This window comes from Streptomyces sp. R11 (genome assembly GCF_041051905.1).
GTDB lineage: Bacteria > Actinomycetota > Actinomycetes > Streptomycetales > Streptomycetaceae > Streptomyces.
This window is the reverse complement of record NZ_CP163432.1, coordinates 1,951,466-1,973,120: the sequence shown is the minus strand read 5'-3', so window position 1 is coordinate 1,973,120 and position 21,655 is coordinate 1,951,466. Positions and strand designations below refer to the sequence as shown.

Genomic DNA, 21,655 nt, shown 5'->3' with positions numbered 1-21,655 from the left:
GTGCGTCGGCGGCTGCGGGCCCGTGGTGGCCAGTCGCGCCCACGCGGTGGAGCCGCACATCGATACAGCCCCGCGCCCCTGAGGGCGTGACACTCGCCCGAGTGACAATGTGCGGTCGGTACGCATTCGTCACCTGGACCTTCACATGACTGGGACCGGGGGGCGTCGCATCCCCGGTACCCGACCTCGTAAGGTCGTGTCCGTGTTGGAGGAGATGCGGATACGGTCGCTCGGAGTCATCGACGATGCTGTCGTCGAGCTGTCGCCGGGGTTCACAGCCGTCACCGGTGAGACGGGTGCGGGCAAGACCATGGTGGTCACCAGCCTCGGGCTGTTGCTGGGTGGGCGTGCCGACCCGGCGCTCGTGCGGATCGGGGCCGACAAGGCGGTCGTGGAGGGGCGGATCACCGTCGCCGCGGGCGCGTCGGCCTTCGTACGGGCCGAGGAGGCCGGGGCCGAGCTCGATGACGGGGCGCTACTGATCAGCCGTACCGTTTCCGCCGAGGGGCGGTCACGGGCGCATGTGGGCGGGCGCAGCGTGCCTGTGGGGCTGCTCGCCGACCTCGCCGACGACCTGGTGGCCGTGCACGGGCAGACGGACCAGCAGGGGCTGCTGAAGCTGACCCGGCAGCGGCAGGCACTCGACCGGTACGCCGGTGATGCCGTCGCCGTGCCGCTCGCCAAGTACGGCGAGGCGTACCGGCGGCTGCGGGCGGTCTCCGTCGAGCTCGACGAGATCACCACGCGCGCGCGTGAGCGGGCCCAGGAAGCCGACATGCTGCGGTTCGGGCTCGACGAGATCGCCGGTGTAGAGCCGCGTGCCGGGGAGGACGTGGAGCTCGCCGAGGAGGCCGAGCGGCTCGGGCACGCGGAGGCGCTGTCGTCGGCCGCCACGGCCGGGCACGCCGCGCTGGCCGGCAACCCGGAGGACCCTGAGGGCATCGACGCGGCGACGCTCGTAGCGGGCGCGCAGCGGGCCCTGGACGCCGTGCGGTCGCACGATCCGGCGCTGGCCGCGCTGGCCGACCGGATCGGGGAGATCGGGATCCTGCTGGGCGATGTCGCCGGGGAACTGGCGGGGTACGCCGACGACCTGGACGCCGATCCCCTGAGGCTCGCGGCCGTCGAGGAACGGCGGGCCGCGCTGACCGCGCTCACGCGGAAGTACGGCGAGGACGTCGCCGCCGTGCTCACCTGGGCCGAGGAGAGCAGCCGGCGGCTGACCGAGCTGGACAGCGACGACGAGCGCATCGACGAGCTGACCGCCGAGCGGGACGGGCTGCGGGCCGAGCTGGGCGGCCTGGCGCAGGCGTTGACCGATGCGCGCGCGGAGGCCGCCGAGCGGTTCGCCGCCGCCGTGACGGCGGAACTGGCCTCGCTCGCGATGCCGCACGCGCGCGTGTCCTTCGACATCCGGCAGACCGAGGATCCGCAGGGCGTGGAGGTCGGTGGGCGCACGGTCGCCTACGGGCCCTCGGGTGTGGACGAGGTCGAGCTGCTGCTCGCCCCGCACCCGGGAGCGCCGCCCCGGCCGATCGCCAAGGGCGCGTCCGGCGGTGAGCTGTCGCGTGTGATGCTCGCCGTCGAGGTCGTGTTCGCGGGCACCGATCCCGTGCCGACGTACCTCTTCGACGAGGTCGACGCCGGTGTCGGCGGCAAGGCGGCCGTGGAGATCGGCCGGCGGTTGGCCCGGCTGGCCAAGACCGCGCAGGTCGTCGTGGTGACCCACCTGCCGCAGGTCGCCGCCTTCGCCGACCGGCAGTTGCTCGTCGAGAAGACCAACGACGGGTCGGTCACCCGGTCCGGCGTGAAGGTCCTGGAGGGCGAGGAGCGGATCCGGGAGCTGTCCCGGATGCTCGCGGGCCAGGAGGACTCGGAGACGGCCCGCGCGCACGCGGAGGAGTTGCTGGAGACGGCTCGGGCGGACAGGTAGCCCGGCTGGGGCCCGTAGGGTGGCCGGATGATCAAGCAAGCCGTCTCCTTCGGCCTCTCCGCCACTCTCACCCGCGCCGCGGTCGCCGTCCTGCGTGCCAAGGTCCCCGGCGGCCGTGACCGCTGGGAGCGGAAGAACTACGCGGGCCGCACCGTGGAGTTGTACGCCGGGCCCGCCTCCGCCCTGGCGGCTGCGGTGGCCGTCGGGCGGGTCGCGCCGGCCGCCGGGGTCGCCGTGGCCGTTGCCGGTGCCTGCGGGGCGTACGACGACGTGGTGGGGGACGGTGACCCCCGGCGTGGGTTCCGGGCGCATCTCCGCGCGCTCCGGGACGGCGAAGTGACCAGCGGGGCCGTCAAGTTGTTCGGGGTCTCCGCCGCCGGGCTCGTCGCGGGGGCCGTCCTCAAGGAGCGGCCGCTGGACAAGCTGCTCGCGGGCGTGGTGATCGCGGGTGCCGCGCACTTCGTCAACCTCGTGGACGTGCGGCCCGGGCGGGCCGCCGCCGCGCTGCTCGCGCTCGGTGTGCCGGGGCTGTTGCGCCCGGGCCCCGGTGCCGAGTCGGCCGCCGGTGTCATGGGGGCCGCGGCGGCCGTACTGCCCGACGACCTCGGCGAGCGGGCGATGATCGGCGACACCGGGGCGCATGCGCTGGGCGCGGCCCTCGGGACGGCGGTCGTGGCCGGGAACGGGCGCGCCGGGCTGGTCGCGCACGCCGCTGCGGTCGTCGCCGCGGCGGTGTACGGCGACAACGTGAGCGAGGCCGTCCGCAGGGCCGTCGGGTGACGCGCCGCAGGTCACTGAGCATGCCCCGCGCGCGCATGTTCGGCCACCACCCCCACCCCGCCTCACTCGTGCAGGTGACTCGGCCCGGCGCGTTGCCCCGCAGCTGAGCCGTCCACGCCCTGTCGCCGTTCCCGGAACGGCCGTACGTCCTGGCATCCTTGGCGTAAACACGTCGTACGCGTAGGGATTCTCGCGGTACACCCCCTCCGCCCGATCCTTCTGTACGTTCTTCGTGACCGCCCGACCCGAAGCAGGAGCCCCGGCCACGTGACCCCCGTGAGCAGCCACTCACCGCACGGCCAGTCGTCGCTGCGCACCGTGCAGGTGCTGGGCGGCGGCAACGCCGGCAGTAGTGCGCATGTGCGATCGCTGGCCTCGGGGCTGGTCGCACGGGGCGTGCGGGTCACGGTGTGCGCCCCTGTCGAGGCCGATCACCTCTACGACTTCACGGGCGCCGGCGCCGAACATGTGCATGTGCCGCGCAGCAGCGATCCGGCTTCCGTGGCCACACTGCGGGCCGCCTGCGTGGACGCCGACCTGGTGCACGCGCACGGGCTGCACGCGTCCTTCCGCGCCGTGCTCGCGCTGAGCGGGCGGCGTACTCCGCTCGTCGTCACCTGGCACGACCGGGCACACGCCGAGGGCGCCCGCGCCCACCTCCTGCGGCTGTTGGAGCGGCGAGTCGTCAAGGCCGCCTCCGTCGTGCTCGGGACCACCTCGGCGCTGGTGGACCGGGCCCGGCGGACCGGTGCCCGCGACGCGCGCCTTGCCGCCGTCGCGCTGCCCGCGCCGAGCCGTGCCGTCGAGCACGACGACCCCGACCGGCTGCGCCCCAAGGTCCGGGCCGAACTCGGCGCCACCGGACGCCCGTTGCTGATCGCCGTCGGATCGCTGGAGCGGCATCGCGGGTACGACGTGCTGCTGGACGCCTCGCGCGCGTGGCTGCGGCTCGATGCCGTGCCGTTGGTCGTGATCGCGGGGGAGGGGGCGCTGCGGGCCGAACTACAGGGCCGGATCGAGGACGAGGGGCTGCCCGTGCGGCTCATCGGCCGGCGCGACGACGTCTCCGAGCTGCTCGCGGCGGCCGACGTGGCGCTTCTGCCGAGCAGTTGGGAGTCACGGTCGGTCCTCGCCCAGGAGGCCCTCCACGCGCGCGTGCCGCTCGTCGCCACCGACGTCGGCGGCGTGCCGGAACTCGTCGGCGACGCGGCCGAACTCGTCCCGTACGGCGACCCGGAGGCCCTCGCAGACGCCGTCGTACGGCTGCTCGGCGATCCCGAGCGGCAGGAGTTCCTCAGGGAGCGGGGCGCCCGGCAGGCGGCCACCTGGCCGACCGAGGACGAGACAGTCGCCCAAGTGCTCAGCGTGTACGACGAGTTGACGCAGCCGCGGCCCATGATCTAGACACCGGAAGCGTCCGCGGCCCGCGTGCCGCTCTATCCCGCATGCCTGCGTGCCCGAAGCGCCAGACTCAACGCCAGCACCGTCTGCGGGTCGTCGAGGTCCGTGCCGAGCAACTCGCCGATGCGGGCGAGGCGGTTGTAGAGCGTCTGCCGGTTGAGGTGCAGCTCGCGTGCCGTCTCCGCCTTGCGGCCCGCGTGCGCCAAGTACGTCTCCAGGGTGGGCAGCAGGGGCGGCTTGGAGCGGTTGTCGTGGTCGCGGAGCGGGCCGATCGCGCGGTCCACGAAGGCCGCGAGGTCCGGGTGGTCGCGCAGCCGCCACAGCAGCAGGTCGATGTCCAGGCGCCGGGCGTCGTACCAGGGGCGGTCGGACAGGCCCTGCGCCGCAGTCGCCGTCTCCGCCGCGTGCCTGAGGCCCGCCGAGGCCGCCGCCCAGCTGCCGGCCACCCCTACGACCACGACCGGCGGCGGTGCCCCGGGGCGTTGGACCCCGGCCCGCTCCACGCCCGCCCGCAGGGCCACCGCCACCCGGTCCGCGACCGCCGACCGCTCCGCCTCCGAACGCAGGCCCAGCAGCAGCGGCACCCGCCCCTCCACCGGCCGTACGCCCAACAGCACCGGCGCCCCCACCGAGGCCAGCTCCTCACCGACCGCTCGCGCCAGAACCGCCCATCCCCCGCCCGGCGACAGCGCGTCCCCGAGCCGCATCACGACCGGCAGCAGCGGACTGTCACCCGGCTTGAAGCCCAGCACGCGCGCCTGCGCCGGGGCGTCCTCGGCGGCGATACGGCCCTCCGCGAGGTCGGTCAGGAAGTCGCCGCGCCCGCGCGCCGCCAGCTCCTCCTCCTGGCGCGCCTGCATCAGCACCACGGCCAGGCTGCCCGCGGCCCGCTCGGCGGCGATCCGGTGCACCGGCGCGAGCGGGCCCCGCACGGGGAGCAGCACGAGACGGGCCCGCACCGACCCCGTGCCCGGGCCGCCGCCCGGCACATCCACCAGCACCGCCCCACCCGGCGGTGGCGCGTCCTTGTGCTGGCCCCGCAGTCCCTCCCACACCTGCAACGGATCCGCGCCCGCCGGGCCCGACCCGGCGGCGTACAGCAGTTGGCCGTCGGTCGTCTCCAGGAACACCGGGTTGGTGCTGAAGTCGGCCAGGATGCCCAGCACTTGGGGCACACCGCCGCCGCCGAGCAGCGCCTCCGTGCACCGGCGGTGCACCTCCTCGGCCCGTTGCAGCAGCGCGTAGTGGCCGTTGACGATCTCGGTGTGGATCTCCTCGGTGACCGTCACGAAGGCCACCTCGCGATGCAGCTGGACGAGCGGCAGACCGGCCGTGCGTGCCGTGTCGACCAGCGCGGCGGGCAGCCGCGTGAAGCGCGTGCCCAACTCGACGACCAGGGCCGCGATGCCCCGCTCCGCCAGGGTGCGCACGAACGCGCGCTGGTCGGCAGGGCGCGTGCCGAGGCCGTAGCCCGTGGTCAACAGCAGTTCCCCGCCCTTCAGCAGCGAGGCGATGTTGGGCACCTCGCCGGCGTGCACCCAGCGCACGGTCCGCCCCAGCCGGTCGCCGCCCGCGAGGACCTCCGGCAGCCCACTGCGCAGCCCGGGCAGCTCCAGCGCCCGCCGCACGGTGATCCCGGCGCTGTGGGTCCCGTAGCCGCTGTCCGTACCGCCCGTACCGCTGTCCATGTGCCGGACGCTACCCGTGCGCGGGCGTCCCTGACATCTCCGGAGCCGATCACGCGTTGCGGCGCGTGAGCGGGGTAGCCGCGTCGGCATGGACTTCAGCGTGGTTGCCGTGGCACGGGAGGACGAGAGTCCGGTCGAGGAGCCGCTGCGGGTGGCCGTGGTCGCCGATCGGCTCGGGTATCGCGAGGTGTGGGCGGGGGAGGGGCCGACCTGGGACTCCTTCGTCCTCGCCACGGCCATCGGGCGGGCCACCGAGCGGGTCGCGCTGACGGCCGGTCCCGTGGCGGTGTCGGTGCGCGAGCCGTTCGGGATCGCGCGGGGCGCCGCCTCGGTCGCCGCCGTCACCGGGCGGCCGGTCGGGGTGGCGCTGGGGACGTCCAGCAAGCGGGTGGTCGAGGGCGTGCACGGGGTGCCGCGGGTACGGCCCGCCGCGGCGATGGAGGCCTCGGCGGCGGCCCTGCGCGTCTTCCTGCACGGCAAGCCCGGCGAACCGGTCGTCCCCGGCAGCGCCTTCCCGCGACGTCTCCAGCCGCCCGGCGGCCCGCTCACCGTGGCGGCGTTCGGGGACCGCGCGATCGCCACGGCGGCGGTCCACGCCGACCGGATGCTGCTCGACATCGTCTCGCCGGAACAGGTGCGGTCGCTGCGGAGGAAGCTCGAGGCGGCCGCCACGCGCGCGGGCCGTACGTCGCCGCCCACGCTGGCCGCCTGGCTGCCCGCCGCCGTCGACCCGGACCCGGACTCCCTCGCGCAGGTCCTGCGGAGCATCGCCGGGTATCTGGCGGTGCCGGGCTACAGCGACATGTTCGAGGCGGCCGGCTTCGGGGAGGCGGTCGAGCTGGCCCGTACCGGTGCCGATCCCGGCACGCTGGTCCGGGCGCTGCCCGCCGCTGCGGCGGACATGGTCGCCCTGGTGGGCGACCTGGACGCCGTACGCGCGCGTGTCGAGGCGTACGCCGAGGCCGGACTGGACGAGATCGCCCTCGTGCCGGCGACGGCGGGCGACCCGGGCGGGGAGCGGACGCTGACGGCGTTCCAGCAGGTCGGCTGACGGCACCCGGGCCGACCGCGCTCAGGCAGGCCTGATGTTGTGGTTGAACCGGAAGACGTTGTCCGGGTCGAAGCGCCGCTTCAGCTCCGCCAGCCGCCGCGTGTTCTCGGCGCCCAGACCGGCCACCACCCGTTCCGCGCCCTCGTCGCCGATGAAGTTCAGGTAGACCGCGCCGGTGCTCCACGGGCGGACGTCCGCGCGGACGTCACGCACCCACCGCACGCACCGCTCGTCGTCCGCCGGGTCCTGCCACATGCCGTACGGGTGCACCGCCCAGGGCGCGTCCCGGTACGGCACCGGGTACTCGCGCGGGCCGGTGGCGATCGCGCCGCCCTGCGGGAGCAACGCGTGCTGCGTGCCGGTCGGGACGGGCATGGTCCGTGCGTCCGCGCAGTAGACGTCCAGGAAGTCGTCCGGCGCGCCCGACAGATTCTCCGCCGACCAGTAGTGCCGCATCCCGGGCGGATCGTCGATCATGCACTGCACGTCGGCGTACGGCATCGCGCCGACGATCTCCGCCTCGTGCGGCAGCGCCAGCAGCGGATCGGCGTACTTGCGCATGTCCTGCTCGGCGCCGGCGTACGTCAGGAGGACACCGCAGACGAGGGTGCCGACCAGCGGCGGCGGTACGAAGTCCTCGGGCGGGGCGGTGAAGTGCAGGACGCCACCGCCCACCTCGTCGGGGCCGGACTCGATCACATCGCGGAAGGTGCGCACGGCGTCCGGTGCGAATTCCGGCCGGTACAGCAGCAACGCGATGGCGAACTCGGGGAGTTCGTGCAGCTTGAGCGTGATCGCGGTGGCGACGCCGAAGTTGCCCCCGCCCCCGTGCAGGGCCCAGAACAGGTCCGGGTTCTCGTCCGCGTTCGCATGCACCCGGCTGCCGTCGGCGGTGACCAGCTCCACGCCGAGCAGATTGTCCACGGCGAGCCCGCAACACCGGTCCAGCCAGCCCGTGCCCCCGCCGAGGACGTAGCCGCCGACGCCGGTGGTCGACGCCCGGCCGCCGGTCGTGGCGAGGCCGAAGACCTGCGTGGCGCGGTCCAGGTCGCTCATCGTCGCCCCGCCCGCGACCCGTACCGCCTCGGCCGCGGGGTCGACGGTGACCGCGCGCATATGGCGCAGGTCGATCACCAGGCCGTTGTCGTTGAGCGCCATGCCCGCGACGCTGTGCCCGCCGCCGCGCACCGCGATGTTGAGGTCCAGATCCCGTGCGAACCGCACGGCCCGCGCGACGTCGTCCTCGTCCACGCACTGCGCGATCACCGCGGGCCGCCGGTCGATCATGGCGTTGAAGACGGCCCGGGCGTCGTCGTAACCGAAGTCCCCCGGCGCGAACACATCACCGGCGAGATCCTCGCGCAGCGCGGTGAGGGCCGCGCCCGCCTTCGAGAGGGAAGCCATGGCCGCCCCCTTCCGTTGCCGGGGCAGTCGCTGCTTCCCAGCCTAGGCGGGCGCCTTACGGCAGTCCTGTTCAGCCGCCGTACGCCCCGGACGCCGTCAGCCGCAGCGCGGTGTCGATCAGCGGGACGTGGCTGAAGGCCTGCGGGAAGTTGCCGACCTGACGCTGCAGGTGCGGGTCCCACTCCTCGGCCAGCAGACCGAGGTCGTTGCGCAGCGACAGCAGCTTCTCGAACAGCTTGCGGGCCTCGTCGACGCGGCCGATCATCGCCAGGTCGTCCGCCATCCAGAACGAGCAGGCGAGGAAGGCGCCCTCGTCACCGGGGAGGCCGTCGACGCCCTCGTCATCGCCCTGCGTCGGGTAGCGCAGGATGAAGCCGTCCGAGGTCGACAGCTCGCGCTGGATCGCCTCGATGGTGCCGATGACGCGCTTGTCGTCCGGTGGCAGGAAGCCCATCTGCGGGATCAGCAGCAGGGAGGCGTCCAGCTCCTTCGAGCCGTACGACTGCGTGAAGGTGTTGCGCTCCTTGTCGTAACCCTTCTCACACACGTCCCGGTGGATGTCGTCGCGCAGTTCGCGCCAGCGCTCCAGCGGGCCGTCCGCGTCGCCGGACTCGATGAGCTTGATGGTGCGGTCGACGGCGACCCAGGCCATCACCTTGGAGTGCACGAAGTGGCGGCGCGGGCCGCGCACCTCCCAGATGCCCTCGTCCGGCTCGTCCCAGTGGTCCTCCAGGTAGCGGATCAGCTTCAGCTGGAGCAGCGAGGCGTAGTCGTTACGGGCCAGGCCCGTCATATGGGCCAGGTGCAGGGCCTCGGTGACCTCGCCGTACACGTCCAGCTGGAGCTGGTGCGCGGCGCCGTTGCCGACCCGGACCGGCGCGGAGGTCTCGTATCCGGGCAGCCAGTCCAGCTCGGCCTCGCCCAGCTCGCGCTCGCCGGCGATGCCGTACATGATCTGCAGGTTCTCCGGGTCGCCCGCGACCGCCCGCAGCAGCCACTCCCGCCAGGCGCGAGCCTCCTCGCGGTAGCCGGTGCGCAGCAGCGAGGACAGGGTGATCGCCGCGTCGCGCAGCCAGGTGTAGCGGTAGTCCCAGTTGCGGACGCCGCCGATGTCCTCGGGCAGGGAGGTCGTCGGGGCGGCGACGATGCCGCCCGTGGGGGCGTACGTCAGGGCCTTCAGCGTGATCAGCGAGCGGACCACCGCCTCGCGGTACGGGCCGTGGTACGTGCAGTGCTCGACCCACTCCCGCCAGAAGTCCTCGGTCGCCTCCAGCGACTGCTCCGGCTCCGGCAGGGCCGGCGGCTCCTTGTGCGAGGGCTCCCAGGAGATGGTGAACGCGATCCGCTCACCCGGGGCGACCGTGAAGTCCGAGTACGTCGTCAGCGACTTGCCGTACGTCTCGGCCTCCGTGTCGAACCACACGGAGTCCGGACCGGCGACGGCCACCGTACGGCCCTCGTGCTTGTGCACCCACGGCACCACACGGCCGTAAGAGAAACGCATCCGCAGCGCCGAGCGCATCGGCACCCGGCCCGAGACGCCCTCCACGATCCGGATCAGCTGGGGCGCCCCGTCACGCGGGGGCATGAAATCGATCACCCTGACCGTGCCGCGCGGCGTGTCCCACTCGGACTCCAGGATCAGCGAGTCGCCGCGGTAGCTGCGCCGGGCCGCGGTGGGCGGTTCGGCGTCGGACGCGTGAGCCGGACCGAGCCGCCAGAAACCGTGTTCTTCGGTGCCCAGCAGGCCGGCGAAGATGGCATGCGAGTCGAAGCGGGGCAGGCACAGCCAGTCGACTGTGCCGTCCCGGCAGACCAGTGCCGCGGTCTGCATGTCTCCGATGAGTGCGTAGTCTTCGATGCGCCCGGCCACGTGCAACTCCAGTCGAACGGCCACGTCACCCCCTTCTCTGCCAAGGGGGCTCTCGCTTAGTGCGGTCAAGGGGTGGTTGTAATGCGTCGTCGAGCGGTGAAGCAAAGCAGTCGTCTGCGCCGTGAGGCAAAACGACAGTCGCTTCTCGACAATCTCTGCTCAACGAACTGACGAGCTCTCGTTGTTCCGGTGGTTACGGGCGAGGGGTGGTGCCGTGTTGCCGGCCGGGCTCGGCAGCGAATGTCCGAGCAGGATACGACGCACGTAGATGATCTGCGTGCCGCTCCGGGCAACCCGGGTCGGCCGAACGGGTGAGCAACGGGTGAGAAACCGCGATACCTGTGCAGGTTCGTGGTGACTCGTGTGCGGAGCGTGGCCGGAAGCCATCGGTCTCGGTCGCTGATACCCTGGTAGCCCGTGGACCGGTGGGCGTCAGAGACCCCCGAACCGCACTTCAAGATCGCGACCACGGGAGCCCCCTCTTGGCCATGCCGCCCGCTGCTTTTCGACACAACGCAGCCACGACGACCAAGCACATCTTCGTCACCGGGGGTGTCGCCTCCTCGCTCGGCAAGGGCCTGACGGCCTCCAGCCTCGGAATGCTGCTCAAGGCACGGGGCCTGCGGGTGGTCATGCAGAAGCTTGACCCGTACCTCAATGTCGACCCTGGCACGATGAACCCCTTCCAGCACGGCGAGGTGTTCGTCACCAACGACGGCGCCGAGACCGACCTGGACATCGGCCACTACGAGCGGTTCCTCGACCGTGACCTGGACGGTTCCGCGAACGTCACCACCGGTCAGGTGTACTCGACCGTGATCGCCAAGGAGCGGCGCGGCGAGTACCTCGGCGACACCGTGCAGGTCATCCCGCACATCACCAACGAGATCAAGCACCGCATCCGCCGCATGGCGACGGACGAGGTCGACGTCGTGATCACGGAGGTCGGCGGCACGGTCGGCGACATCGAGTCGCTGCCGTTCCTGGAGACCGTCCGCCAGGTCCGTCACGAGGTCGGTCGTGACAACGTCTTCGTCGTCCACATCTCGCTCCTGCCGTACATCGGCCCCTCGGGAGAGCTGAAGACGAAGCCGACCCAGCACTCGGTTGCGGCTCTGCGGAACATCGGTATTCAGCCAGATGCGATCGTGCTGCGCTGCGACCGTGAGGTGCCGACCGCGATCAAGCGCAAGATCTCGCTGATGTGCGACGTCGACGAGGCGGCCGTGGTCGCCTGCCCCGACGCCCGCTCCATCTACGACATCCCGAAGACCGTGCACGGCGAGGGTCTGGACGCCTATGTCGTCCGAAAGCTGGACCTGCCGTTCCGTGACGTGGACTGGACGACCTGGGACGATCTGCTCGACCGCGTCCACAACCCCGACCACGAGATCACCCTCGCGCTGGTCGGCAAGTACATCGATCTGCCCGACGCCTACCTGTCGGTGACCGAGGCGCTGCGCGCCGGCGGCTTCGCCAACAAGGCCCGCGTGAAGATCAAGTGGGTCACGTCCGACGACTGCAAGACCCCGGCCGGTGCCAAGCAGCAGCTCGCCGACGTGGACGGCATCTGCATCCCGGGCGGCTTCGGCGACCGCGGTGTGCTCGGCAAGGTCGGCGCCATCAAGTACGCCCGCGAGAACAAGATCCCGCTGCTGGGCCTGTGCCTGGGCCTGCAGTGCATCGTGGTCGAGGCGGCCCGCAACCTCGCCGACATCGGCGACGCCAACTCCACCGAGTTCGACCCGGCCACCTCCCACCCCGTCATCTCGACGATGGCCGAGCAGCTCGACATCGTCGCGGGCGAGGGTGACATGGGGGGCACCATGCGCCTCGGCATGTACCCGGCCAAGCTGGCCGAGGGCTCGATCGTGCGCGAGGTGTACGACGGCAAGGAGTACGTCGAGGAGCGGCACCGTCACCGGTACGAGGTGAACAACGCCTACCGGGCGGAGTTGGAGAAGAAGGCGGGCATCCTGTTCTCCGGCACCTCGCCCGACGGCAAGCTCGTCGAGTACGTGGAGTACCCGCGAGAGGTCCACCCTTACCTGGTGGCCACGCAGGCCCACCCGGAGCTGCGCTCGCGCCCGACGCGCCCGCACCCGCTGTTCGCGGGGCTCGTGAAGGCCTCGGTCGAGCGCAAGAATTCGAAGTAACACACCAGTTGTACGGTGGCCGGGGTGCAAACCTTCAAAGGGGCGCACCCCGGTTTTCTTTGGCGGGTTCTTTTTGAAAGCGTGTGGAAGGGCAGGGCATGACGATCAAGGACACCCCGCAGGAGTGGGAGATCCGGGCGACGGACACCCCCTTCGTGGGCAACAAGACCTCCGTCCGCACGGACGACGTGGTCATGCCCGACGGCTCGGTCGTCCGCCGCGACTACCAGGTCCACCCGGGCTCGGTGGCCGTGCTCGCCCTGGACACCGAGGACCGTGTACTGCTGATCAAGCAGTACCGCCACCCGGTGCGGCAGAAGCTGTGGGAGATCCCGGCCGGCCTGCTCGACATCCCCGGCGAGAACCCGCTGCACGCCGCCCAGCGCGAGCTGTACGAAGAGGCCCACGTCAAGGCCGGGGACTGGCGGGTGCTGACCGACGTCTACACCACCCCCGGCGGCTGCGACGAGGCCGTACGGATCTTCCTCGCCCGTGATCTGGCCGAGGCCGAGGGCGAGCGCTTCGAGGTGGAGGACGAGGAGGCCGACATGGAGCACGCGCGCGTGCCGGTCGACGAGCTGGTCCGGGGTGTGCTCGCGGGCGAGGTGCACAACAATTGCCTCGTCGTGGGCGTGCTGTCACTGGTCGCCGCGCGTAACGGCGACGGGCTCGACGCACTGCGCCCGGCGGAGGCGCCCTGGCCGGCGCGCCCCTTCGAGTCCTGAACCGACACGACCGCGCCTTCCGAACGAAACCGCCCCGCCTTAGGTGTGAAGATCGGCTGATCCGATCGAGGGACGTCCTCGCCGTGCCCGCCACGCTCCGCCCGGAACGTAGCAGAGCGTGAACTAGGCTCTGATTACGCCCGAACCGGAGTCCCGGCGGGCTTGCGCGTGCGTGGGACGGGAGTGTGGCCCGTGACGGATCAGGTCGTGGACACAGGCGGCGTGCAGGCGTTGCCGCAGGCCCCCGCCGTGCGCCAATTCCTGGGCCGTACGCGCGAGTTGAAGGAACTCCTCGCCGACATCGAGCGCGCGGGCCTCGACACCCTCTCCGGCCGCAAGGCACCACGCGCGCGCGTACTGCTCATCGCGGGCCGCCCCGGCTCGGGGCGTACGGCACTCGCCGAGGAGCTCGTACGGCAGGTGGCGGACCGTTACGGCGACGGCGTGCTGCGGGCCCGCCTGAGCGAGCCGGACGGCACCCCCGTCCCCGTCGAGCGCACCGCCCGCGAACTGCTCACCGCCCTGGACCGGCCGGCACCGGCCGGCGCCGCCGAGGACGACCTCACGGCGGTGCTCCGCGAGACCCTGGCCGACCGCCGGGTCCTGCTGCTGCTCGACGACGCGGCCCGCGCGGAGCAGGTCGACGCCCTGTTGCCGGACACCCCGGAGTGCCTGGCCGTCGCGGTCTCCGGCGGCCCGCTGACCGGGATCTCGGACGTCCGGCCCTGCACACTCGGCGGCCTCGACACCAAGTCGGCCGTGGAGCTGCTGTCCCGGCACGCCGGCTCGGTGCGCATCACCGTCGACCCGCGGGCCGCCGAGGACCTGGTGGAGGTGTGCCAGGGCCAGCCGGCCGCCCTGATGCTGGCCGGCGGCTGGCTCGCGGCCCGGCCCAAGGCGGCCGTCGCCGACCTCGCCAAGCAGTTGCACGCCGAGGGCGAGGACGGCACACCGCTGGGCAGGGTCTTCCGGCTCGCCTACGCGGGGCTGCCGACCCCGGCCGCCCGGATACTGCGGCTGCTCTCGCTGGCCCCCGGCGGCCTCGTCGACCCGCACACCGCATCCGCGCTCGCCGGCTGCTCGGTGGACGGGGCCCACACCACCCTGGACGACCTCGTAGCCCTCGGCCTGCTGCAGACCGTCGACTCGCCGCTGCCGCAGTACGAGGTCCCGGCCTGTCTGCACCGGCTTCTGCGGGCCCTCACCGAGACCCAGGACCGCCCGGCCGAGCTGCAGCTCGCCCGTGCCCGGATGCTGGAGCGGACCGTACGGCTGCTGCAGTCCTGCCGCGCGATCACCGAGACCGACAACCCCGAGACCCGGCAGAAGCTCCTCGGCATGCCCCGCGCCCTGCGCTTCCCCAACCCCCGGGCAGCCGCCGAGTGGCTCAGTATCCGCAGGCCCGCCCTGCTGGCCGCGGCCCGGGCAGCGGTCGCCGACGGGGAGCTGGACACGCTCGCCAGGCGCCTGATGTCCCAGCTGGTCAGGGCGATGGCCGCACACTTCGGCACCCAGGCGGCCGCCGGTGACCTGTACGACATCCACGGCCTGGTCCTCGACGTGGCCGAGCGCCGGCAGCTGCCCCGCGAGAAGGCCGCGGCCCTGCTGAACCTCGGCGATCTCGACGCCCGGACGGGACGCACCCGGGAGGCGCTGGTGCGGTTCCGGGCCGCGCTGGACGCCGGGTGGGAAGCAAATGACCCGTATGCGACCGGCCGTGCGATGGAATCCGTAGGCGGCGCCCATCTGGAGCTCGGGGACTACGACCGGGCCGCCGACTGGTTCGGCCGCGCGCTGGCCGAGCGGCTGGCCCGCGGCGAGCGGGCGGACGCCGCCCGACTGTACGGCCGTATCGCCGAGGCGCACACCTATGCGGGCCGGTACGGCGACGCGCTGCGCAACTGGCGGTCCGCGGTCACCGGGCACCGCAAGAACGGCGATGTCGCCGGGCACGCCCGGGCGTTGAGCGAGCTGGCGCGGGTCCAGGAGTACGCCGGCCGTCCCGAGGAATCGCTGCGCACCTGCCAGGAGGCGGTGGAGTGGGCGCGGCGCGCCGAGGACGTACGGCTGCAGGGCGCGCTGCATCTGCGGCTCGCCGACACGCTGGAGCACCTCGGCGATCCCACGGCGGCGCAGCTGCACCGAGGTGCCGCCGAGCGGATGCTGGGAGAGGAGCCTCAGGACTCCGATGCGGCCGCGTCTGAGCCCGGACAAGCGGGTTTCCAGCCGGAACAGGACGCTAACGCCTGCGAAATCCGTAGTACATCTGCAGAAGATTGATGCAATGAAAGGCTAGACAGCGAGAACGCCTTCATTAGACTGGCTCTGCCGCACCTTCTCTGCGGTGTCTCCCGGTGTGCCCCCGCATGCCTGGGTATGTCTTGTAATGCCCCACACCCTCTGAGCCAAGGACCGTGATCGACGTGAAGGTCGGCATCCCCCGCGAGGTCAAGAACAACGAGTTCCGGGTGGCCATCACCCCCGCAGGCGTGCACGAGCTGGTGCGCCACGGCCACCAGGTCGTCATCGAGCAGGGCGCCGGTGTCGGCTCGTCGATCCCGGACAGCGAGTACGTCTCCGCAGGCGCCCAGATCCTTCCGACCGCCGACGAGGTGTGGGCCGCCGCCGACCTGCTGCTGAAGGTCAAGGAGCCCATCGCCGAGGAGTACCACCGCCTCCGCAAGGACCAGACGCTCTTCACCTACCTGCACCTGGCCGCCTCCAAGGAGTGCACGGACGCGCTCATCGAGTCCGGCACCACCGCGATCGCCTACGAGACGGTCGAGCTGCCCACCCGCGCCCTGCCGCTGCTCGCCCCCATGTCCGAGGTCGCGGGCCGCCTCGCCCCGCAGGTCGGCGCCTACCACCTGATGGCCGCGAACGGCGGCCGCGGTGTGCTGCCCGGCGGTGTCCCCGGCGTGCTGGCCGGCAAGGCCGTCGTCATCGGCGGCGGGGTCTCCGGCTGGAACGCCGCGCAGATCGCCATCGGCATGGGCTTCCACGTGACCCTGCTCGACAAGGACATCAACAAGCTCAAGGAGGCGGACAAGGTCTTCGGCACGAAGATCCAGACCGTCGTCTCCAACGCCTTCGAGCTGGAGAAGGCCTGCCTCGAGGCCGACCTCGTCATCGGTGCCGTCCTCATCCCGGGCGCCAAGGCCCCGAAGCTGGTCACCAACGAGCTGGTGTCCCGGATGAAGCCCGGAAGTGTTCTTGTCGACATCGCGATCGACCAGGGCGGCTGCTTCGAGGACTCGCGTCCCACCACGCACGCCGAGCCGACCTTCCCGGTCCACAACTCGGTCTTCTACTGCGTCGCCAACATGCCCGGCGCGGTGCCCAACACCTCCACCTACGCGCTGACCAACGCCACGCTGCCGTACATCATCGAACTGGCCAACCACGGCTGGGTGGAGGCGCTGCGCCGTGACCCCGCGCTGGCCAGGGGCCTCAACACGCATGACGGCAAGGTGGTTTACCGGCAGGTCGCGGAGGCGCACGGCCTGGAGCACGTGGAGCTCGCCTCGCTGCTCGGCTGAGCCGATCGGCTAAGTCACTTTCTGGTAAAGGCGATACGTCAACACAAGTCGTCAACCGCACGCACCCGGCCGGACCTTGCCCGAAAAGGTCCGGCCGGATGTGTGTATGGTCACTTTGCGACTCTCGGTCAACTCGCCTCGAACGCAACCCTTCGACCGATTCGCACACCCGTGAAACCTGCTGTGCGACGGCCGTACGCCCTTGACAGCGGGATGTTTCATTGTCGACACATCTGCTCGGTCCGGCGGATTGTGTTGCTGCGGACCACCGACACGCCATAGAGTCGCCAACCGTCAGCATGGTGCAACGCTGACCTGTCTAGAAGTTTCCTGGTCACCAAGGAGGTAAGACGACTTGTGAATGAGTCGACATTTTCTCCCGGGGGTGGTCAACCAGGAATGCCGGTACGGGGCCAGGGTCCCGCGGGATTCGAGGCTGTCGGCTCCGTCGCGGTGCGCACCTTCGCAGCCCATCAGGGTCACCGGAGCACAGGGGTGACTCAGACAGCACACCAGAGCATGGATGGCCATCACGTGAACGCCATGGCCGGCGACGGAAGTGGCGCGCCCCACAACCAACTCGCCGCCTACGACGAACTGCCCGACGGGCACTTCTACGACCCCGACGCGGAGTACGAGCCCGACCCCGAGTACGCGGCCACGCTCGCGCCCGACGCTGCCCGGCAGCGCCGCGAGCGCGTCGGCCCGACCGGGCGTCCGCTGCCGTACTTCCCGATCCCGGGTCCGCTGACCGACCACGGCCCCGCGAAGATCATCGCGATGTGCAACCAGAAGGGCGGCGTCGGCAAGACGACGTCGACCATCAACCTGGGTGCCGCGCTCGCGGAATACGGACGCCGGGTCCTGCTCGTCGACTTCGACCCTCAGGGCGCGCTCTCGGTCGGCCTCGGCGTCAATCCGATGGAGCTCGACCTCACGGTCTACAACCTGCTCATGGAGCGGGGCATGTCGGCCGACGAGGTGCTCCTGAAGACAGCGGTCCCGAACATGGACCTGCTCCCGAGCAACATCGACCTGTCGGCGGCCGAGGTCCAGCTGGTGAGCGAGGTCGCGCGCGAGTCGACACTCCAGCGCGCCCTCAAGCCGCTGCTGCCGGACTACGACTTCATCGTGATCGACTGCCAGCCCTCGCTGGGCCTGCTCACGGTGAACGCGCTGACGGCCGCCCACAAGGTGATCGTGCCCCTGGAGTGCGAGTTCTTCGCCCTGCGCGGTGTCGCACTGCTGACGGAGACCATCGAGAAGGTCCAGGAGCGGCTCAACCCGGAGCTGGAGCTCGACGGGATCCTGGCCACGATGTACGACTCGCGCACGGTCCACAGCCGCGAGGTCCTGGCCCGGGTGGTCGAGGCGTTCGACGATCACGTCTACCACACGGTCATCGGGCGCACGGTCCGCTTCCCGGAGACCACGGTCGCCGGTGAGCCGATCACCACGTACGCCTCCAACTCCGTCGGCGCCGCCGCCTATCGTCAGCTCGCCAGGGAGGTGCTCGCCCGGTGTCACGCCGAGTGAGTCTGCCGGGGGCCGACGAACTGTTCCGTACGACAGGGGGTATGGCGCTCCAGCCGTCCACTCCCCGGCGCCCGGCCAACGGCGAGGCCCGGGTGCCGGCTCCCGCGGGGGAGAGCGACAACGCCGCCGCCGCTGACGACGCGCCGCAGTCGGTGCCCGCGCAGGGCGGTGACGGTGACGGCGCAGAGCATGTGGCGGCCGACGCCGAGTCCGTCGACGCCGGCGAGTCGCGCAGCCGGGCCGCCGCCGCGGAGCGCTCCGCTCGGCGGCAGGGGGCGCAGCAGGAAGGTTCTGCCGGGGCGTCCGCGAATTCCGTCGGCGGCTCTGCCGCCTCCGGGGCGGCTGCTTCTGCCGCCGCCTCCGCCGCGCCGCGCAAGCGCGGACGGCAGGCCTCGCGCCGGCCCAGTGGTCGCGAGCGCCACGACGAGAAGATCACCGTGTACGTCTCCGCCGAAGAGCTCATGGATCTGGAGCACGCGCGTCTGGTGCTCCGCGGTGAGCACGGGCTGGCCGTCGACCGCGGGCGGATCGTCCGCGAGGCGGTGGCCGTGGTGCTCGCGGATCTGGAGAGCCGGGGAGACGCCAGCATCCTGGTACGACGGCTTCGCGGGCGGTAGCGGTAGCCTGCGGGGGCTATGACCTCGAACGACGTTCCCGCCTCCGGCGCCGGTGCCTCCGGCGGGCGGCGGCGTGCGCTGGGGCGGGGGCCGGGCGCTGCACCTGTGGCTGCGCCGGTTGAGCCGGTACTGCTGCCTCCGCAGGAGGCCGTGCCTGTTCCGCCTGCGGCGGAGAGCTCGCCCCCGCCCGAGGTTGAGACTTCGGCTCCCGCCGGCGGGCACGACGGCGGCGGTGACGACGACGTGCCGACCGCTGCCGCACCTGCGCAAGCGGCCTCCGAGCCCCAGGAACCCGGCGACGGTGTCTTCAAGGTCCGCCTCTCCAACTTCGAGGGCCCCTTCGACCTGCTCCTCCAGCTGATCTCCAAGCACAAGCTCGATGTCACCGAAGTGGCGTTGTCCAAGGTGACCGATGAGTTCATGGGGCACATCAAGGCGATGGGGCCGGACTGGGATCTCGACGAGACGACCGAGTTCCTTGTCGTCGCGGCGACTTTGCTCGACCTCAAGGCGGCGCGGCTGCTGCCCGCCGCCGAGGTGGAGGACGAGGCCGATCTCGCGTTGCTGGAGGCGAGGGATCTGCTGTTCGCGCGGCTGCTGCAGTACCGGGCGTACAAGCAGATCGCCGACATCTTCAGCCGGCGGCTGGACGACGAGGCCCGGCGCTATCCGCGGACCGTCGGGCTGGAGCCGCATCACGCCGAACTGTTGCCCGAGGTCGTGATCAGCATCGGGGCGGAAGGATTCGCCAGGCTCGCGGTCAAGGCGATGCAGCCCAAGCCCAAGCCGCAGGTGTACGTCGATCACATCCACGCACCGCTCGTCAGCGTGCAGGAGCAGGCGGGGATCGTCGTCGCGCGGCTGAAGGAGCTCGGCGAGGCCACCTTCCGTTCCCTGGTCGAGGACACCGACGACACCCTCACGGTCGTAGCGCGATTCCTGGCTCTGCTGGAGCTCTATCGCGAGAAGGCCGTCGCCCTCGACCAGGAGATCGCTCTCGGCGAGCTCCTCGTGCGGTGGACCGGTGGGGAGGGGGACGAGGCGCCCCTGGTGACCGACGAGTTCGACCGCCCGCCCGAGCTGCCCAAGGAGGAGAAGAAGGCGTGAGTGAGGAGACCACCGAGCTTCCGGCCGGGCTGCGCGGCGTCGCGGACCTCGACCTGAAGCCCGCCCTGGAGGCGATGCTCATGGTCGTGGACGAGCCCGCGACCGAGGAGCGCCTCGCGAAGCTCCTGGAGCGGCCCCGTCGCAAGATTGCCGACGCCCTGCGGGAGCTGGCCGACGAGTACGCCGTGCAGGGCCGTGGTTTCGAGCTGCGGTTCGTGGCCGGCGGCTGGCGTTTCTACACCCGCGCCGAGTACGCGGCCGCCGTCGAACGGCTCGTGCTCGACGGCCAGACGGCCCGGCTCACGCAGGCCGCCCTGGAGACGCTCGCGGTCGTCGCGTACCGCCAGCCGGTCAGCCGCAGCCGGGTCTCGGCCGTGCGCGGCGTGAACTGTGACGGTGTGATGCGCACCCTCCTGCAGCGCGGGCTGGTCGAGGAGGCGGGCACGGAACCCGAAACAGGTGCGATCCTGTACAGGACGACGAACTACTTCCTGGAGCGGATGGGCCTGCGCGGTCTGGACGAGCTCCCGGAGCTCGCGCCCTTCCTCCCGGAGGCGGAGGCGATCGAGGCCGAGACCCAGGAAGGCGTTCCGTCGTTCGACCCGGACGCTCCCGATGACGGTCCGGGCGTCCCGGCACCCCGGGGCACCGACGACGTAGACGACCAGACGGAACTTTGATGCGAAGCAGCAGCGGCAGGAACAGCAGCGGAAACAACGGCGGGAGCCGTGGTGGCAACAGCGGCGGCCGCGGCGGAAGCAGCGGTGGCCGCGGTAACTACCGCGGCGCCGGTAACAACCGCGACGACAAGCAGGGCGGCCGGCCGAAGAAGCCGCGTCCGGAGGAGCGGCGCTACGACGTGGGCCCCGGAGCCACCCAGGACGGCCCGAAGTCGGGGCGTGGCGCCTCGGCGCGCGGCGGCGCCAAGGGCGGCCCCAAGCAGGGTCAGGGCACCGGTCGCGGCCGTACGGCTCCGGCGAGTTCCCGCGAGTACGACGCGCGGGCCGAGGAGCGCAACCGCGAGCGCTACGCCGGCAAGAAGGACGTCAAGCTGCCCAAGACCTTCCCGGGCGCCGAGCAGGAGGGCGAGCGGCTGCAGAAGGTCCTCGCGCGCGCGGGCTACGGCTCGCGGCGGGCCTGCGAGGAGCTGATCGAGCAGGCCCGGGTCGAGGTCAACGGCGAGATCGTCCTCGAGCAGGGCAAGCGCGTCGACACGGAGAAGGACGAGGTCAAGGTCGACGGCCTGACGGTCGCGACGCAGTCGTACCAGTTCTTCTCGCTGAACAAGCCCGCCGGTGTCGTCTCGACCATGGAGGACAACGAGGGCCGTCAGTGCCTCGGTGACTACGTCACCAACCGGGAGACGCGGCTCTTCCACGTCGGGCGGCTCGACACCGAGACAGAGGGCGTGATCCTGCTCACCAACCACGGCGAGCTGGCGCACCGGCTGACCCACCCCAGGTACGGCGTGAAGAAGGTCTACCTCGCGCACATCGTGGGCCCGATCCCGCGTGACCTGGGCAAGCAGCTCAAGGACGGCATCCAGCTGGAGGACGGGTACGCGCGCGCGGACCACTTCCGGGTCGTCGAGCAGACCGGCAAGAACTACCTGGTCGAGGTGACCCTGCACGAGGGTCGCAAGCACATCGTGCGCCGCATGCTCGCCGAGGCGGGCTTCCCGGTCGACAAGCTCGTGCGCGTCGCCTTCGGTCCGATCACGCTGGGCGACCAGAAGTCGGGCTGGCTGCGGCGGCTGTCGAACACCGAGGTCGGCATGCTGATGAAGGAAGTCGATCTGTAGGCCGGACCTCAGTCCCACGCGCGCGAATCGGCCGGTCCCGGATG

General features: G+C 71.7%; 16 protein-coding genes. 13 read left to right on the top strand and 3 right to left on the bottom strand.

Translation table 11 applies throughout. The annotated features are described in order from the left end of the window. Positions 1-214: 214 nt before the first annotated feature. The 3 genes from recN (at position 215) to AB5J55_RS08950 (ending at position 4,117) form a co-directional block, all read left to right on the top strand. Positions 215-1,933: a DNA repair protein RecN gene (gene recN, locus AB5J55_RS08960; protein ID WP_369276135.1), complete on the top strand. Its 1,719-nt coding sequence runs from the start codon at positions 215-217 to the stop codon at positions 1,931-1,933. A gap of 27 nt (positions 1,934-1,960) precedes the next feature. Then, positions 1,961-2,713 (top strand): hypothetical protein, encoded by a 753-nt coding sequence (locus AB5J55_RS08955; RefSeq protein WP_369270136.1) that lies wholly within the window; start codon positions 1,961-1,963, stop codon positions 2,711-2,713. 267 nt (positions 2,714-2,980) lie between these two features. Continuing rightward, complete coding sequence (locus AB5J55_RS08950) at positions 2,981-4,117, top strand: glycosyltransferase family 4 protein (RefSeq protein WP_369270135.1); 1,137 nt, start codon at positions 2,981-2,983, stop codon at positions 4,115-4,117. 32 nt (positions 4,118-4,149) lie between these two features. On the opposite strand, the gene AB5J55_RS08945 is transcribed toward AB5J55_RS08950, so the two are convergent. Beyond that, complete coding sequence (locus tag AB5J55_RS08945) at positions 4,150-5,802, bottom strand: PucR family transcriptional regulator (protein WP_369270134.1); 1,653 nt, start codon at positions 5,800-5,802, stop codon at positions 4,150-4,152. 88 nt (positions 5,803-5,890) lie between these two features. Here AB5J55_RS08945 and AB5J55_RS08940 point away from each other — a divergent pair, with 88 nt between their 5' ends. Next, a complete protein-coding gene (locus AB5J55_RS08940) occupies positions 5,891-6,853 on the top strand; it encodes an LLM class F420-dependent oxidoreductase (protein WP_369270133.1) in 963 nt (320 codons plus the stop codon). 21 nt (positions 6,854-6,874) lie between these two features. On the opposite strand, the gene AB5J55_RS08935 is transcribed toward AB5J55_RS08940, so the two are convergent. Next, the gene (locus tag AB5J55_RS08935) at positions 6,875-8,257 is read right to left on the bottom strand and encodes an FAD-binding oxidoreductase (protein WP_369270132.1); all 1,383 of its coding nucleotides are present in this window, start codon (positions 8,255-8,257) and stop codon (positions 6,875-6,877) included. Between the two features lie 70 nt (positions 8,258-8,327). Further along, positions 8,328-10,130, bottom strand: a complete 1,803-nt coding sequence (locus AB5J55_RS08930) for a glycoside hydrolase family 15 protein (RefSeq protein ID WP_369276134.1) — start codon at positions 10,128-10,130, stop codon at positions 8,328-8,330. A 488-nt stretch (positions 10,131-10,618) separates the two neighbouring features. Between AB5J55_RS08930 and AB5J55_RS08925 the strand changes: the two genes are divergently transcribed. The 9 genes from AB5J55_RS08925 to AB5J55_RS08885 all read left to right on the top strand — a co-directional run bounded on the left by AB5J55_RS08925 (position 10,619) and on the right by AB5J55_RS08885 (position 21,611). Beyond that, entirely contained in the window at positions 10,619-12,286 is a 1,668-nt protein-coding gene (locus AB5J55_RS08925; protein WP_369276133.1) for a CTP synthase, read from the top strand. Between the two features lie 98 nt (positions 12,287-12,384). Next, positions 12,385-13,011 (top strand): NUDIX domain-containing protein, encoded by a 627-nt coding sequence (locus tag AB5J55_RS08920; RefSeq protein ID WP_369270131.1) that lies wholly within the window; start codon positions 12,385-12,387, stop codon positions 13,009-13,011. Positions 13,012-13,203: 192 nt separating this feature from the next. After that, the gene (locus AB5J55_RS08915; RefSeq protein ID WP_369270130.1) at positions 13,204-15,291 is read left to right on the top strand and encodes a tetratricopeptide repeat protein; all 2,088 of its coding nucleotides are present in this window, start codon (positions 13,204-13,206) and stop codon (positions 15,289-15,291) included. A 134-nt stretch (positions 15,292-15,425) separates the two neighbouring features. Beyond that, positions 15,426-16,550 carry an alanine dehydrogenase gene (gene ald, locus AB5J55_RS08910; protein ID WP_328882591.1) on the top strand — a complete coding sequence of 375 codons (1,125 nt, stop codon included), beginning with the start codon at positions 15,426-15,428 and terminating at the stop codon, positions 16,548-16,550. 399 nt (positions 16,551-16,949) lie between these two features. After that, complete coding sequence (locus tag AB5J55_RS08905) at positions 16,950-18,086, top strand: ParA family protein (protein ID WP_369270129.1); 1,137 nt, start codon at positions 16,950-16,952, stop codon at positions 18,084-18,086. Then, positions 18,071-18,703: a hypothetical protein gene (locus AB5J55_RS08900; RefSeq protein ID WP_369270128.1), complete on the top strand. Its 633-nt coding sequence runs from the start codon at positions 18,071-18,073 to the stop codon at positions 18,701-18,703. The genes AB5J55_RS08905 and AB5J55_RS08900 overlap by 16 nt, the downstream gene beginning before the upstream one ends. An 18-nt stretch (positions 18,704-18,721) precedes the next feature. After that, the gene (locus AB5J55_RS08895) at positions 18,722-19,810 is read left to right on the top strand and encodes a ScpA family protein (RefSeq protein ID WP_369270127.1); all 1,089 of its coding nucleotides are present in this window, start codon (positions 18,722-18,724) and stop codon (positions 19,808-19,810) included. After that, positions 19,807-20,490, top strand: a complete 684-nt coding sequence (scpB, locus tag AB5J55_RS08890; RefSeq protein WP_328882594.1) for an SMC-Scp complex subunit ScpB — start codon at positions 19,807-19,809, stop codon at positions 20,488-20,490. Before AB5J55_RS08895 ends, scpB begins: the two co-directional genes overlap by 4 nt. Further along, a complete protein-coding gene (locus AB5J55_RS08885; RefSeq protein WP_369270126.1) occupies positions 20,490-21,611 on the top strand; it encodes a pseudouridine synthase in 1,122 nt (373 codons plus the stop codon). Before scpB ends, AB5J55_RS08885 begins: the two co-directional genes overlap by 1 nt. The last annotated feature ends 44 nt before the right edge of the window (positions 21,612-21,655 follow it).